This window comes from Pseudoalteromonas sp. BDTF-M6 (assembly GCF_018334135.1).
Classification (GTDB): domain Bacteria; phylum Pseudomonadota; class Gammaproteobacteria; order Enterobacterales; family Alteromonadaceae; genus Pseudoalteromonas.
This window is the reverse complement of record NZ_JAGXTQ010000003.1, coordinates 368,338-382,261: the sequence shown is the minus strand read 5'-3', so window position 1 is coordinate 382,261 and position 13,924 is coordinate 368,338. Positions and strand designations below refer to the sequence as shown.

Annotated in this window: 13 protein-coding genes; 9 read left to right on the top strand and 4 right to left on the bottom strand. The window is 50.1% G+C overall.

Annotated features, from left to right (window positions below; translation table 11 throughout):
* The gene (locus KD147_RS08965; protein WP_212547580.1) at positions 1 to 1,266 is read right to left on the bottom strand and encodes an NAD(P)/FAD-dependent oxidoreductase; all 1,266 of its coding nucleotides are present in this window, start codon (positions 1,264 to 1,266) and stop codon (positions 1 to 3) included.
* Positions 1,267 to 1,456: 190 nt separating this feature from the next.
* On the opposite strand from KD147_RS08965, the gene KD147_RS08960 reads away from it, so the two are divergent.
* The 4 genes from KD147_RS08960 to KD147_RS08945 all read left to right on the top strand — a co-directional run bounded on the left by KD147_RS08960 (position 1,457) and on the right by KD147_RS08945 (position 5,711).
* Positions 1,457 to 2,371: a dihydrodipicolinate synthase family protein gene (locus tag KD147_RS08960; RefSeq protein WP_212547579.1), complete on the top strand. Its 915-nt coding sequence runs from the start codon at positions 1,457 to 1,459 to the stop codon at positions 2,369 to 2,371.
* Positions 2,372 to 2,374: 3 nt separating this feature from the next.
* Complete coding sequence (locus KD147_RS08955; RefSeq protein WP_212547578.1) at positions 2,375 to 3,376, top strand: 4-hydroxyproline epimerase; 1,002 nt, start codon at positions 2,375 to 2,377, stop codon at positions 3,374 to 3,376.
* Positions 3,377 to 3,386: 10 nt separating this feature from the next.
* The gene (locus KD147_RS08950; protein ID WP_249319090.1) at positions 3,387 to 4,883 is read left to right on the top strand and encodes an aldehyde dehydrogenase (NADP(+)); all 1,497 of its coding nucleotides are present in this window, start codon (positions 3,387 to 3,389) and stop codon (positions 4,881 to 4,883) included.
* A 159-nt stretch (positions 4,884 to 5,042) separates the two neighbouring features.
* A complete protein-coding gene (locus tag KD147_RS08945; RefSeq protein WP_212547576.1) occupies positions 5,043 to 5,711 on the top strand; it encodes a GntR family transcriptional regulator in 669 nt (222 codons plus the stop codon).
* Positions 5,712 to 5,821: 110 nt separating this feature from the next.
* On the opposite strand, the gene KD147_RS08940 is transcribed toward KD147_RS08945, so the two are convergent.
* Together KD147_RS08940 and KD147_RS08935 are read right to left on the bottom strand one after the other, a co-directional pair.
* The gene (locus tag KD147_RS08940; RefSeq protein ID WP_212547575.1) at positions 5,822 to 7,366 is read right to left on the bottom strand and encodes a S8 family serine peptidase; all 1,545 of its coding nucleotides are present in this window, start codon (positions 7,364 to 7,366) and stop codon (positions 5,822 to 5,824) included.
* A gap of 16 nt (positions 7,367 to 7,382) precedes the next feature.
* Positions 7,383 to 7,952: a hypothetical protein gene (locus tag KD147_RS08935; RefSeq protein WP_212547574.1), complete on the bottom strand. Its 570-nt coding sequence runs from the start codon at positions 7,950 to 7,952 to the stop codon at positions 7,383 to 7,385.
* A gap of 649 nt (positions 7,953 to 8,601) precedes the next feature.
* Between KD147_RS08935 and KD147_RS08930 the strand changes: the two genes are divergently transcribed.
* The 5 genes from KD147_RS08930 to KD147_RS08910 all read left to right on the top strand — a co-directional run bounded on the left by KD147_RS08930 (position 8,602) and on the right by KD147_RS08910 (position 13,090).
* The gene (locus KD147_RS08930; RefSeq protein WP_212547573.1) at positions 8,602 to 9,687 is read left to right on the top strand and encodes a M24 family metallopeptidase; all 1,086 of its coding nucleotides are present in this window, start codon (positions 8,602 to 8,604) and stop codon (positions 9,685 to 9,687) included.
* A gap of 1 nt (position 9,688) precedes the next feature.
* The gene (gene lhpI / locus KD147_RS08925; protein WP_212547572.1) at positions 9,689 to 10,639 is read left to right on the top strand and encodes a bifunctional Delta(1)-pyrroline-2-carboxylate/Delta(1)-piperideine-2-carboxylate reductase; all 951 of its coding nucleotides are present in this window, start codon (positions 9,689 to 9,691) and stop codon (positions 10,637 to 10,639) included.
* The gene (locus tag KD147_RS08920) at positions 10,614 to 10,928 is read left to right on the top strand and encodes a hypothetical protein (protein ID WP_212547571.1); all 315 of its coding nucleotides are present in this window, start codon (positions 10,614 to 10,616) and stop codon (positions 10,926 to 10,928) included. The genes lhpI and KD147_RS08920 overlap by 26 nt, the downstream gene beginning before the upstream one ends.
* Before the next feature lie 134 nt (positions 10,929 to 11,062).
* Complete coding sequence (locus KD147_RS08915; protein ID WP_212547570.1) at positions 11,063 to 11,464, top strand: hypothetical protein; 402 nt, start codon at positions 11,063 to 11,065, stop codon at positions 11,462 to 11,464.
* 219 nt (positions 11,465 to 11,683) lie between these two features.
* A complete protein-coding gene (locus KD147_RS08910) occupies positions 11,684 to 13,090 on the top strand; it encodes an InlB B-repeat-containing protein (RefSeq protein ID WP_212547569.1) in 1,407 nt (468 codons plus the stop codon).
* Between the two features lie 52 nt (positions 13,091 to 13,142).
* On the opposite strand, the gene KD147_RS08905 is transcribed toward KD147_RS08910, so the two are convergent.
* A complete protein-coding gene (locus tag KD147_RS08905; protein WP_212547568.1) occupies positions 13,143 to 13,841 on the bottom strand; it encodes a cation efflux transmembrane domain-containing protein in 699 nt (232 codons plus the stop codon).
* Positions 13,842 to 13,924: the final 83 nt, after the last annotated feature.

Genomic DNA, 13,924 nt, shown 5'->3' with positions numbered 1-13,924 from the left:
TTATTGAAACCGCGAGATGCAAAATGCATCGAGATTTATCGCAGTGGGTTGTTCGTTAATACTTGCTGCAATCAGCTCGCTCGTTATTGCTGCTTGGGTTAGCCCTAAGTGCTGGTGGCCCAGGGCAAAATAAACATTTGGGTGTTTGGGCGCCGGGCCTATCACAGGTAATGAATCCGGTAGTGATGGTCGTGCCCCTTGCCAACAAGCCTGTTGTTTGTATTCTTCGTTAATGCAGGGTACCAGCTCTTTGCCATGCTTGAGCAGGTTCTTGGCGCGGCGATAATCCGCTGGCGTATGTAAGCCAGCAAACTCCACGGTTCCTGCCAAACGCAGCCCCTGCTGCATAGGCGTTACGATAAACTGACGTTCAGCACAGGCAATGGGGCGCGTCACCTTGTGGTGCGTTTGCAATTGATAGTGATAGCCGCGTTCTGCTTCTATGGGAAGCCTGTAACCAAGTCGTTGGCACAATACTTTACTGTATGCACCGGTGCATACAACCACTTTGCGATAAGCACGTGTCTGGCCTGCGGTAACTAACTGGCAAAAAGACCCTTTATCCTGTATTGCTTCGACGTGCAAGGCCAAATACTTCGCGCCCGCTTGAATTAATGTATCAAAAAGATGATCGCTCAGGGCTTGTGGGGAGGCGGTATGGCCAACCTCGGTGAAATAAAGTGCATAAGTGATATTGGCGTTTAGCTCAGGCTCAAGTGCCTGCACTTGCGCTTTGTTGAGCACTTCAACGGCAATGCCGTGCGCTGCGTATTTATCGGCAAGTGCCTGAACCCTGCTCAGTGGCGTGCGCTCAAAGGTCAGCAATGAGCCATTGCATTGAATATGAGTATCAAAATCATCGGCCAGTAGACATTGCCAAGCGCGAAGCGCCTGTCCATTGAGCGCTTTAAGGGCCAGGGTGTTGCGCGTAAATGGGCGCTGTCGCATGTTTATACAAAACCGCCAAAGCCAGGGCAGTAGTTTAAAAAAGTAAGCAGGGCGAATGCGCAGCGCACTGGTTGGCGTGAACAGCATTTTAGGTAACTTAGGCAGTAAGCTTTTGCAAGCAAGGGGAAATACTTGCTCGGTAGCAAAATGCCCGGCATTACCAAGCGAACATTGACTGCCCGGTCGCTCTGGGTCGTATAAATGGACCTTGTACCCTTGGCGCTGTAATTGCAACGCACAACTTAAGCCGACAACTCCCGCGCCGATCACCGCTATGGGTAAATCGTCTATGTTTACGTCGCTAGAATGATTTTGCATCTAACCCTTCCTGATCCTACACCGCTATTTTCTTAGGTTTCTTTGTTTACTCTTTGCAATGTGTTGCATTTTTCTTGTGTGCTTAAACGGGTGTTGCAAGCACTTTGTCAATCTAATTTAATTTTGCATGTTGAATATTGTATACAATATATCTATCATGGCAAGCACAACGACAACATGAGGAATAACCATGAAGGTAAATTGGCAGGGTGTATACCCAGCAGTCACGACCCAATTCAATAGCGATGACAGCATTAATTTTGAAACCACGGCAGCGATGATCGACACCCTGATTAAAGAGGGAGTGCACGGCATTATTGTGCTCGGCACCGTGGGCGAGAATTGCTCATTACGCAGTGATGAAAAGCGCCAGGTATTAGCCATGGCCAAAGAGGTGGTGGCAGGTCGCGTACCATTGCTAAGCGGTGTGGCTGAAACCACTACGCAATTTGCTATCGAGTTTGCCCAGGATGCCGAAAAGCTGGGTATCGATGGTTTAATGGTGCTACCGGGTATGGTGTATCGTAGCAGCGAGCGTGAGGCCATCGACCATTACCAAAAAATAGCCCGCGCTACCGCATTACCCATCATGATTTACAACAACCCGGTCACCTACGGCGTTGATGTGTCTATTGAAGGTATGCGTGTACTGGCCGAGGAAGCCAATATCGTGTCGGTAAAAGAAGCCACCGAAGACACCCGTCGTATCACCGAGCTATTTAGTGCCTTTGGCGATCGTTATGTGGTGTTCGGCGGCGTTGATGATATCGCCCTTGAGTCTATGATGCTGGGCGCAACCGGTTGGATTTCTGGCTTAACGAATGTGTTCCCTCGCGAGTCTGTGGCCATTTATAAACTGGCGCAACAGGGGCGTTATGAAGAAGCGCGTGAGTTGTGGCGCTGGTTCTTACCACTGTTACGTTTGGATACCATCCCTACCTTGGTGCAGTGCATCAAGTATGCTGAGCATTTGGCTGGTCGCGGCAGTGAGCGCACCCGTGCTCCGCGTTTATCCCTGACCGCCGATGAAAAAGCGTACGTTGAGCGCCTTTACAACGAAGCGCTTGAGAATCGCATCGACCTTAGCAAGTACAACCTGGACTAGCCTATGAACCGCGGAACCTTCTTTTGTATCGACGGCCATACCTGCGGGAATCCGGTGCGCTTGGTCACAAGCGCCCATCCTTCTTTAGAAGGGCAAAGTATGAGCCAAAAACGTCAGCACTTTTTGCGTGATTATGACTGGATCCGCAAGGCGTTAATGTTTGAGCCGCGCGGCCACGACATGATGTCGGGCTCATTTCTCTATCCGCCGACAACAGCAGACGGTGACGCGGCCATTTTATTTATCGAAACATCGGGCTGCTTGCCCATGTGTGGTCACGGCACTATCGGTACCGTGACCTTTGCCATCGAAAACGGCCTGCTAAACCCAAGAACACCAGGAGTGGTCAAGCTGGATACTCCGGCAGGAAGAGTCGAAGCTCACTACCGCATGCAAGGTAAAAAGGTGGAGGCGGTGAAAATTTTCAACGTGCCCGCCTACCTTGCCTATGAGCAAGTGCATGTTGAGGTGCCTGAGCTCGGCTCCTTGTGCGTTGATATCAGCTTCGGCGGAAACTTCTACATCATAGTCGAGCCACAGGCGAACTTCCCCGGTATCGAGTATTGCACGGCGGCGCAGTTATTACGCTGGAGCCCTTTACTGCGTGATGCCATCAACGCGCAGCTTGAGTGTGTGCATCCGGATGATGCAACCATGCGCGGTGCCTCTCATGTGCTCTGGACCGGGTTACCTAAAAATGGCAATTCGGATGCCGCTAACGCGGTGTTTTATGGCGACAAAGCCATTGATCGCTCGCCCTGTGGCACAGGCACCAGTGCCCGTATGGCGCAGCTGTTTGCCAAGGGCCAATTAGGGCAGGGGCAGCCGTTTGTGCACGAAAGTTACATTGGCAGCCAGTTTATCGGTTGCATCGAGTCGGTGACCGAAGTGGCGGGCAAAACCGCCATAGTGCCCAGTATTGAAGGCTGGGCTAGGGTAACCGGTCACAACGCCATAGTGGTTGATGATGACGATCCCTATGCTTTCGGGTTTCAAGTTTTATAAGGAGACAGTAATGCCACATACACTGAAGGGTTATAGTTACATTGCCGGGCAATGGCAGCAAGGCAGCAGTGAGCGCTTTTTTAGCTTTAGCCCAGCAAACAATGAGCCACTAAACCAGGCCTATTACGATATCACTCTGGATCTAGTCGATACCGCATGCGAGGCGGCACAGCAGGCGTTCGTTATTTATCGACAAACCAGCATGCAGGTGCGCAGCGCGTTTTTACACGCCATCGCCGATGAAATTGAAGCCTTGGGCGAACAATTACTCGATGTAACCCATCAAGAAACCAACCTGCCCATAGCGCGCTTGCAGGGCGAACGTGGTCGCACCATTAATCAATTGCGTGCGTTTGCCGATGCCTTGGCAGATAACTTAGCGCCTTTGCATGTCACCCGCGAAGATCTGGCCGAGCCAGAACGACAGCCGTTGCCAAAGCCGCATACTAGGCTTAAATATTTGCCGGTTGGCCCAGTTGCGGTATTTGGTGCCTCTAACTTCCCTTATGCCTTCTCCACGCTCGGCGGCGATACTGCTGCGGCGCTGGCGGCGGGCTGCCCCGTGGTGATGAAAAGTCACCGGGCTCATCCTGGCACCAGTGAACTGATGACCCGTGCAATCGATAAGGCCATCCAGCGTTGTGATATGCCCTCAGGCGTGTTCTCTATGCTGCAAGGCGTAAACTATGACATCTCCCATCGCCTGGTAGCCGCACCGCAAATAAAAGCAGTGGGCTTTACCGGCTCCATGGGGGTTGCCAAAGCCTTGATGGCCACCATTCAAACCCGGGCTGAAACAATCCCCTTTTATGGTGAACTGGGCTCCATCAACCCTCAAGTTGTCTTGCCAGAGGCATTGCAAAGTAAGCCAGCACTTGCAGAGCAGTTGTGCGCATCCATGTTGATGGGCAACGGTCAATTCTGTACCAGTCCGGGGCTGTGGTTGGTGCCGGCCGATGGCTGTGATGCCTTTATGGATAAGGTGATAGAAAGTATTAACTCTGCCCCTTCCGATACCTTACTAACACCGGGGATTGTGCGCTCATTTGAACATGCGATTGAAAGTCTCACCGACTGTAAGGCAACTAGGCTGGTGGCACAGGGGGAAAGACAGAGGGATTTCCACGCCAACGCCCATGTGTTTAGCTGTGATGCCAAGGCATTTTTGCAAACATCCTTGCTCCATGAAGAGGTGTTTGGTCCTTGCGCCCTGATTGTGCACTACCAGGACTTGATGCAACTGATGGAGGTGATCAATGCGCTAGAGGGACAGCTTACGGCCTCTGTACATGGCGCCAATGAGCAAAACGATGAGCATCAGGCTTTGCTGGAGGCATTGAGCTACAAGGTAGGGCGCCTGATCATGGAGCAAATGCCAACGGGTGTTGAAGTCTGTCCGTCGATGAACCATGGAGGGCCGTTCCCATCGTCTACCGATGTACGTTCAACCTCGGTAGGCCTGGAGGCCATGCGCCGCTTTATGCGTCCCCTGTGCGTGCAAAAATAATTCCCTGATAGGAAATAAACGTTAAGCAAAACGTCCCCAAGCGCTGCCGCATCCCGTGCGTGGTAGCGCTTTTTCATTCCCACAAAAGTATACAATGTACTCGAAATAGGTAGCGTCCATCTGTATACTGTATAAAAGATGCAACTTATTGAAAGTATTATGGCAATCGAACATAAAACCCGCACCCAGCTGGTCGCCGAGGTGCTCCGTGAAAAGATCCTAACGGGTGAATTTAAATCAGGCTCACCGCTGCGTCAGGCGGCCTTGGCCGAAGAGCTTAATGTCAGCCGTATTCCGGTGCGTGAAGCCTTGTTGCAACTTGAAGCCGAAGGCCTGGTTAATTTTGAAGCTCATAAAGGGGCCACGGTGACCGAGGTCAGTGCCTCGCAAGTGGATGAAATTTTCGACTTACGTGCCTTGCTCGAGGCGGAGTTGCTGCGCCACTCGCTGGAAAAATTAACTGAAGACGATTTTCAAAGTGCAGAAGTATTATTACAAGAGCTAGAAGCCGCTATGGCTGCCGGTGATACTCAGGCCGCGACGGGTCATCTTAACAGCGCCTTTCATGGCAAGCTGTATAGTCGCGCCGAGCGTCCACAAACCCGTGAACTGGTAGAGCAATTCAGTAAAAACTCCGAACGTTATGTGCGTATGCATATTCTCCTTGCCGGAGGCCTTAACACCGCCCCGGAAGAGCACCGCGAATTGCTGAAACTCTGCCGGGCCAAGCAAGTGGATGCAGCCTGTGATTACCTTATTCGCCATATAACTGGTGCCAAAGAAGACATCAAAAAGCTGCTTATTAAGATGGAAGAGCAGAGCGATTAAAGAAAAAAGCAGGCTGAATTGCCTGCTTTTTTAATGTCAATTCTGCAATAAAAAAGCGCTCACTAGGAGCGCTTGAAGTAACGATTATAAAGGAATAAAAACGAACTCGTTTAGCCTTGACCGCCTTTCATGTTGCCTTGCGGAGCTTGGCAGCCATTGGCCTTGATATAGTCGACCGCATCCTTGGCCTGAACCAGACCCCAGCCATAAGCATAGTCATAGCCCGACTCACCCAAGTCCTGTGCCGATGCTCTAAGCGCTAAGCGAATACCTTGGGCAGAACACTCCGGGAAGTTACTCCACACCAGGGCCGCAACGCCTGAGACATGTGGTGTCGCCATAGAGGTGCCGGACATAAAGTCATGATCCGGGAAGTTGGCCGTTGAAATCGTGGTTTCCTTGCCAAGATTATCCATCAGTTTCATACCTTCTTGGTAGGTGACTGCTCCGGCAATCATGTCAGTTGGATAGATCATGGGGATCAATTTACCAGGCATGTTATTGCGCACGATAACGCCTACACCACCATCGGCTTCACACTGTTCCACTTTTTGGTAGAAAGGAATTTGGCCACGTTCTATTAAGCAGATTTTGCCCGTCATGTCGCCACAACTTTCGGTACCCAGACCGCAGTCCACAAGCTCACCGGTGACGCTACCTTTGGCCGAATTTTCCATGGCGTAGTGAAGTAGGTTTAAGCCGTCTTGAACCACGTTAAACTTATCAAAGCGAGCGCCTCGTCCTTGAGGAACGGTCGAAAAGATATCCACGCCTGGGGCGCTTAACTCAACCTGACTCGTACGTTGGGAGAAAGGGGCACGATCTTTAATGCTATCAACGGCCGCTACTGAAACCACGCTGTCGTATGAGGCCGGATAACTGTGGCTTGGTTGGCCCGAGTTACCCGCGGCGGCAATCATCAACACGTTGTTGCGAGCGGTTTTGGCGATGGCGCGTTCTTCGATAGGGCTGGAGAAGGTACCGCCTAAACTCATGGAGATGATGTTTGCACCTGCGTCGTTACATTCATTGATGGCATGAGCCAGATCCGAGGCATAAGCCCAACGGCCATCACCGCCAAAGACACGTACAATATGCATCTCGAGGGAATGATCCGAGACCAAGCCAACCGTGCCGATGTCGTTGTTCACGGCCGCTATGGTGCCGGCAACATGGGTGCCGTGACCAAATGGGTCTTCATACCATACGCCGGCGCCTCCGTCTTCGGCACCCGTTACAGCCGCGCTAGGCAGATCTGGATGGCTTAATCCATAACCGCTGTCAATTACGCACACCTTCTGGCCGCCTTGGTAGCTTACTTGATCTCCTTGCACCATGGGCAGGCCATAAGGAATAAATTGGGTGCTGCCCTCAGACATAAGCTTTCGCGGCATATCCGGGTAAAATGCTTGAATGCCTTTTAATGCAGACACATTGCCCAGCTGACTTTTATCCAGGGTGATCGCCAGGCTGTCTAAAGCGGATATTTCGCGATTGATTTGAATGCCCTGAGCAACAAGTTGTGATTTAACGCTGTCAAAGTCGTTGGCATTGACCTCTAAGACCATACGCAGTGGCTCGGCGGCCGTTGCCGGTAGGCTCAGTAGGGTGGCGATACTCGCTGCAAGTAGGGTTTTATTTTTTAGTAGTTTCATTTTTGGCTCCTTGCGCTTAGGCGTCGTCATCGCTTGATGGACAATCGTGTACTTGAACGTTACCGCTCATGGTTCCGGCATTGTGATAACCCTCATAAGGGCCAGACTCGAGTAACATCACATTTAAGATACCGTTGGCGCCAAAGCCCGAGTTGATCCCCTCGCCGATATCCATCATGCAGGCAAAGCCTGTGCCTTCCCCGGGCGCCGCCGGGTTGGTAGAGTCATAATTGAACTCAACCTGGAACATGCCCTCGGTACAGATATCCTGTTTACAATGACGTGTCTCGTCTTCTAAACCATCCGGTGCAACGGGATCTTCACTGCATAAACCGGCACCAGAAACGCTGGCTCTAAAGGCTACGCCGCCGAATTGTTGCCAGTCGATGGCGGTTTTATCCTGGTAATTTACGCGGCCATTGATATCGCCATCACAGCGTGCCGCATGAGCCGTAAAGACCGCTTTGCCGTCACCGCCTTGCGAGTGCAAGGTGCCGCCAGCCGTCACACGGCCATCGAGCTTGGCGCAACCGCTTAACGTGGTCATTGCCCCAAGTATGAGTAATCCGAGATATGTTGATTTCATTGGACCTTCCCCAAAAATTTAAGATTTTTGTTTTTATATATGTTGCCGCTTGTTATGCAAAAGGCCTGTCAGGCGCTTTACCGACAAGCAGCGATTTACTGCCTACAAAAATTAGTAGAGCATTCGCCATGTGATTACAACGCCCCGTCACGGCGAAAAGTACAAGAGATGGGATGGAGAAAAGCGAGGTGCAATTAAAAAATCAGTGTTAACAGGGTGTTAAAAGTGATTTTAAACACATGTGCCAAATGGTGTTATTTTGTACTCTTGTGTATCAGGCTTTGGCATTTAATACTTTTTGTTGTTGTTAGAATATAAGCTCTACTAATTCAGAGTTATCAGTCACTTAATTATTTAATCGGGTTTGCTACTCGCAGAGATAACGAAGAACTTGTGTGTCGTTTATGGACATGGCATTATATGATTTATTGGATATTGTATGCAATTTCGGGGGCGCCGATATAGATTGAGGCGTTATGTAGAGCCAAGGGTGTAAACCATCTTCTTTGCCTGCGCCAGCGAACGCAAAAACAGGCACTGACGCATTGTTAAGGCTAGATTGGCTTGGCTGCTGTTATAAGGCATGCATTGGCCGTAACGGCCTTCTCATTTTATTTATAGGGTCTTCTTACAAGGGGTTTCATTTAACATGAGTCAGGTTTTTTCTACGCGTTTGGCACGAATACAAAATCTTGTGCACTCGCAGGGCGATGAACTGCTAATAGTGCAGAGCTTTGAGAACATCTCCTACCTTACCGGCTTCTCTGGCCACGCGGCAACCCTCTTGGTGATGCCGCAAAAAGCGATGATGATCACAGATTATCGTTATTACCAACGCGCCCTGAGTGAAACCCAGGATATCGAGGTGGTGCAGCGGGACCGTGATAATGAAAGTCTGGGGGCCTGTATTGCACGACTCGGTGGCGCAAACCTGCGCATTGGCTTTGAAGCGGCGCACTTTAGCGTGGCGCAGTGGCAAGGCATAGCAAGTGAATTGAACGCCGCCGCGCTTACACCAAGAACCGATATGGTCGAGTCCTTATGCCGGGTCAAAGACGAGTATGAAATTGACTGTATACGTCGGGCGGCGGGCATCGCCGACAGTGCCTTGGCACAGACGCTAACACAAATCAAAACCGGTATTACAGAGCGCGAGCTGGCCATTGAGCTGGACTATCAAATGCAGTTGCGCGGCTCCACCGGCACCTCGTTTGACACCATTTTACTCTTTGCCGAGCGCAGCGCCTTGCCCCATGGTAATCCGGGGGATAAGCGACTGCACGAAGGGGACTTTATTTTGATAGATTTTGGTGCCGTGGTGAATGGCTATCGCTCCGACATGACCCGCAGTTATGTGTGGGGGCAGCCCAGTGCCGAACAACAGGCGATTTTCGATACGGTGCAAAATGCCCAGCGTGCAGCGCTGGATGCGGTGCGCCCGGGTATAAGCGCCCATGAGCTCAACGCCAAAGCCCACGAGGTGCTCCAGGCAAGCCCGTTCGGCCAATATGCCGGAGAAGGACTGGGTCACGGTTTGGGTTTATTCCTGCATGAAATCCCATTTTTAAAGCCCGGCGAGCAGTACCGTTTGCAAGCCGGTAATGTGATCACCATAGAGCCAGGTATTTATATCCCACACCTTGGCGGCGTGCGTTTGGAAGAAGACATAGTGGTCACCCCCGAGGGCTATGACTGTCTGACTCAGGCACCGCAACAATTCATTCTAGGAGGCTGATATGAACATCATTACCGCCGAGCAGGTGCAACAGGTGATGGCCTACACGCCACTGCTACGGGCCTTACAACGGGGCTTCGCCGGTGAGGCTGGCACACCCAGGCGCACTGTCTATGCGCTTGATAATAAGCCGAATAACCACGATGCCTTTGCCGTGTTACCGGCCTGGAATGACGAGGTAATTGGCGTCAAGGCGTTTACTTACTTTCCCGAGAACGAGCGCCAAGGTCGCTCGTCTTTGTACTCAAAAATTATGCTGTTCTCGCGGGAATTTGGCGAGCCGCTGGCTTTGGTGGATGGCACCGAGGTGACCCTATGGCGTACCTCTGCGGTATCGGCCCTGGCCGCCGATTATCTTGTGAGGAAAGATGCAAAACACCTGGTTTTATTTGGCTCGGGAAAGCTGGCGCCCTTTATGGCGCGAGCCCATCTGGCGGTTCGTAACTACGCAAAAGTGAGCATAGTGGCGCGCAATGAACAAAAAGCGCAGGCGCTGATAGCGCTGCTTCAGGGGGAGTACCCTCATTGCCAGTTTAGCCATGAACCTGTCAGTGAGGAGCTGATCGCCAGCGCCGATACCATCTGTTGTGCCACCGGCAGTCATGCGCCCTTGTTCGATGGCCGCTGGCTAACGGCCGGCACCCATGTGGACTTAATTGGTAACCACCATCGCGATGCCAGGGAATGCGATACCCACACTGTGGTCAATGCCCGGGTGTTCGTCGATAGTCGAGAAAACGTATTAAACGAAGCCGGAGAGCTGCTTATTCCAATCAATGAAGGGGTGTTTAGCGAAACGGATGTGAGAGGGGAACTTAGCTGTCTCGCTCGTGATAACGTCCATGCCCGTGAAAACGACACCGACATTACCCTGTTTAAATCGGTCGGTACGGCCTTGAGCGACCTGGTGGCGGCTAAATATGCTTATGATCAAATCACTTCTGTGGCGTAAGCCCAAAGCGCGCAGCTGTAAGGTGGTGGATATCACCGCAGTGCGCGACAACCGCGTCCTTCCCCTGGAATTAGTGGGCCAGCAGCAGATGCTGCTGACCTACCGTTACGGTAATGAATTGCGCTCGCAACTGATGCCCATGGAACCAAGGCAGGCGGTACCGCGTTATATATTGGCGGATGAGCAGGGTGTGATAGCCACATTATCACAACGGCGATTGTTTTATGTGGTTTGGGCATTGGCAGCTGTGGCCATTGGTTTGGCCGCGATGGTGGTCACTTTACGCTAATTGAAGCTGCTTAAGGTCACCCTAAAAATAGATTAGAATTTTGCTTATCTTCATGTGTGTAAAGCAGGAAAGGACATCTCATAAATTTCAATGTTGCTGATATTGATAAATTTAATGCTGTTAGGAGCTTATAAATGGGTTTGTTTGAGAGATTAATAATATTTTTATTTTTGGCATTTGCTTATGCAGAAGATGTTAGAAGTAACACGCCAATATTGAACCTAGATGCTATTTTTAGAGAAATACAGGAACTTGATAACAAAGAGGTTGTATTTAAAGGTTATTATGCAGAAGGCATTTTCTTCAACAATAGTGACTTTTCCTGGGAATTCAATGAACACCATATCGTAATGCCTTTTTCAGGTGAGAGAACCACACCCTTTATCGACAAGTGTACGGGGAAGTTGTTAGTCGCTCGAGGAACTCTGCATGTTGAAGAAAAGCGAGCTCCTAGAGTCAAAAATGTGGACTTGCTGTACCCCTTTGATGAGCCAGAAATTAATTGTTTGTCTTTGATCATTAACTTTGACAGTTAAAGTTTGAGCCTATTAACTAGGAAGGTAAGCCTTCATACTAGAATTATGGCGAGCTTCATCAGTTCAGCGTTGTGTGCAAATAAAGGGCTTTAACTTTTAGTCGTCATTAATCCAATCCGTAATCAAACCGCAAATTAGTTTATTTATCCCCAGTTCGTTGATTTGTTGGGTACAATTATTTAAATTGACCGATACACATGATTAACGATTGATAACATTATGATTAAAAAAACAAAAACAGCGCTTTTTGCGCCAGGGATCTTGAGTTTGGCTTTAGTGGGGTGCGGCGGCGGTGGCTCAAGTGATCCTGAACCTCAACCCGTTGAACAGTCTTATACGGTGACCATTAATATCAATGGCAACGGCTCGGTCACCACGGATGACACCAGCTATTCTAATGAACAGGTGGCCGTATTTACCGTGACCCCGGATGAGGGTTATTTGCTGGAAAGCTTCACCGGGTGTGGTGTTGAACTAAGTCTTGACCAACAAAACGCCACGACCAGCTTTGAAACCTACTCGCAGGCCATGACCTCAAACTGTGAAGTCACCGCCACATTTGCCGAGCGCATTGAATTGAGTGCGGTTATAGCCGATGAAACTCTGTTAGTTTGCGCTCAACACTCTGGCCCGCAAGATACTAGCCAGCTCAAATATGCCGATGACGTCTCTCATCTGAATTGCAAGGATCAAATGGTGGGTTCAACGCAAGGGATTGAGTATCTAGTGAATTTGATAAGGCTGGATCTAACCCGTTCAGGCATCACTAATTTGGATATCTCGGCAAATACCAGATTAAACTATCTAGCTGTTGCTCAGAACAAACTCACCGAGTTAGACACGTCCAGTAACCCATATTTATCTTGGATAGACGCCGATTATAATGAGTTAGCCCACATAGATACCAGTAATAACCCCCTGTTGGAAAACCTCAGTGTGTATGGGAATGAACTGGCTGCAATCGATGTCAGCCAAAATACCCAGCTAAGTCGGTTAAGTGTTGGCTCAAATGCCATTGCAGAGGTTGACCTATCTCAGAACGAATCTCTGACCTTTCTCAACGTGGAAGCTCTGCAGCTCTCAGACCTTATCCTTGCCCACAATCCCAATCTTGAAACGCTTTATGCCGGAGGCAATCAGCTGGGCAACATTGATCTGTCAAACAATCCGCTGCTTGAAACCGTCGCTTTGAGTGGCAATGTGCAGTTAACACAGGTCGATGTGTCCGTATTACCCCAGCTAACCGATCTTTTTATCGTTATGAATGAGGCTCGCCCAGGTGTGATGTCGGTGTTGGACTTAAGTCAGAACGCAAACTTAGAGCGCCTGTGGCTGGGTTATCAATCTTTTACCCAGATAGACCTGGCTGCAAACCAGAAGCTCACCGATCTTAATATCGAGAACAATAAATTGACCAGTATCGATGTCACCAATAACTCAGCGCTTACCTCGTTGACCCTCAACGATAACCAACTGACCAGTATTGATCTGGCCAATAACCCAGAGCTTGATACCCTGTATCTAAATAATAACCCCTTAACATCTTTGGATTTAACGGCAAATACCAAGCTTACGTATGTGTATTACGATGCCGATGTTCAATGCGTGGGCACAGCCTGTAACTAGGCGTTAGTCTTAGCTTCTAGGTCAAAAGTTATGCCAACAAGGCGGGGTTATTTTACCCCGCCTTTTGCATTGCGCTTGAACAAGCCGTGTCGGTGTTTTGTCGGTAAAGCACGAGTAACTGACGCAGGGCGCCTTGGGTCATCTTTAATGGCACCAGGGTAAAATACACAGAAGCAATCACTACCATCACAGGATCGGCAAACACGGCGTACTTTGCCAGGCCTGCATAGCTTAGCAGGGAGGCAATAATAAACCCGGCCATCACCGCGGCGCTGATCGCCGAGTCCATCAGCCATTGTTTAGACTCCGCCTCAATCAGCGCCGACTTAGTCTTGCCGCCGCGTTTGGCCAAGAGCCAATAGGTGGCGAGGCAGCCGACAAGGTTGATCACCCCGAATACTAAGGCAAGGCCAGTATCTACCTCGCGCCCCCCCGCTAAAATAGCAAGGAGCGCAGAAGTGAATGACGCCACACACATCAAGGCAATGGCAATACCCTTAAAAGCGATCACCGCCGGCTCAATTAAGCTGATATGGGATTTATTCCGGTGTTTTCCAGGTGAGCGAATATACCAGGCAGCTGCCAAAGAGAGGGTTGTCAGTAACAGGCTCACCAGTGAATAGGCACCGTCGAACAGGATCACCAGCGAGCCCATCCACACACCTAGGCCGATACCCATCAGGGCAAACACCAAGGCCGACGCGGTAGAGAAGGTTAATAATTTTCGCTCTAAAGAAATACTGCAGGACATAGACACCTCGGTTATGGCAATTATTCGTCAGCAAACGCGGCTGTTTTTGTTGCTTGGTGCCATTTTAAATGGGATTTCGCTAT

Bases quoted from the DNA above. Each gene is read 5' to 3' on its own strand.
- KD147_RS08965 (WP_212547580.1), bottom strand. From the start codon at position 1,266: ATGCAAAATCATTCTAGCGACGTAAACATAGACGATTTACCCATAGCG.
- KD147_RS08960 (WP_212547579.1), top strand. From the start codon at position 1,457: ATGAAGGTAAATTGGCAGGGTGTATACCCAGCAGTCACGACCCAATTC.
- KD147_RS08955 (WP_212547578.1), top strand. From the start codon at position 2,375: ATGAACCGCGGAACCTTCTTTTGTATCGACGGCCATACCTGCGGGAAT.
- KD147_RS08950 (WP_249319090.1), top strand. From the start codon at position 3,387: ATGCCACATACACTGAAGGGTTATAGTTACATTGCCGGGCAATGGCAG.
- KD147_RS08945 (WP_212547576.1), top strand. From the start codon at position 5,043: ATGGCAATCGAACATAAAACCCGCACCCAGCTGGTCGCCGAGGTGCTC.
- KD147_RS08940 (WP_212547575.1), bottom strand. From the start codon at position 7,366: ATGAAACTACTAAAAAATAAAACCCTACTTGCAGCGAGTATCGCCACC.
- KD147_RS08935 (WP_212547574.1), bottom strand. From the start codon at position 7,952: ATGAAATCAACATATCTCGGATTACTCATACTTGGGGCAATGACCACG.
- KD147_RS08930 (WP_212547573.1), top strand. From the start codon at position 8,602: ATGAGTCAGGTTTTTTCTACGCGTTTGGCACGAATACAAAATCTTGTG.
- lhpI (WP_212547572.1), top strand. From the start codon at position 9,689: ATGAACATCATTACCGCCGAGCAGGTGCAACAGGTGATGGCCTACACG.
- KD147_RS08920 (WP_212547571.1), top strand. From the start codon at position 10,614: ATGATCAAATCACTTCTGTGGCGTAAGCCCAAAGCGCGCAGCTGTAAG.
- KD147_RS08915 (WP_212547570.1), top strand. From the start codon at position 11,063: ATGGGTTTGTTTGAGAGATTAATAATATTTTTATTTTTGGCATTTGCT.
- KD147_RS08910 (WP_212547569.1), top strand. From the start codon at position 11,684: ATGATTAAAAAAACAAAAACAGCGCTTTTTGCGCCAGGGATCTTGAGT.
- KD147_RS08905 (WP_212547568.1), bottom strand. From the start codon at position 13,841: ATGTCCTGCAGTATTTCTTTAGAGCGAAAATTATTAACCTTCTCTACC.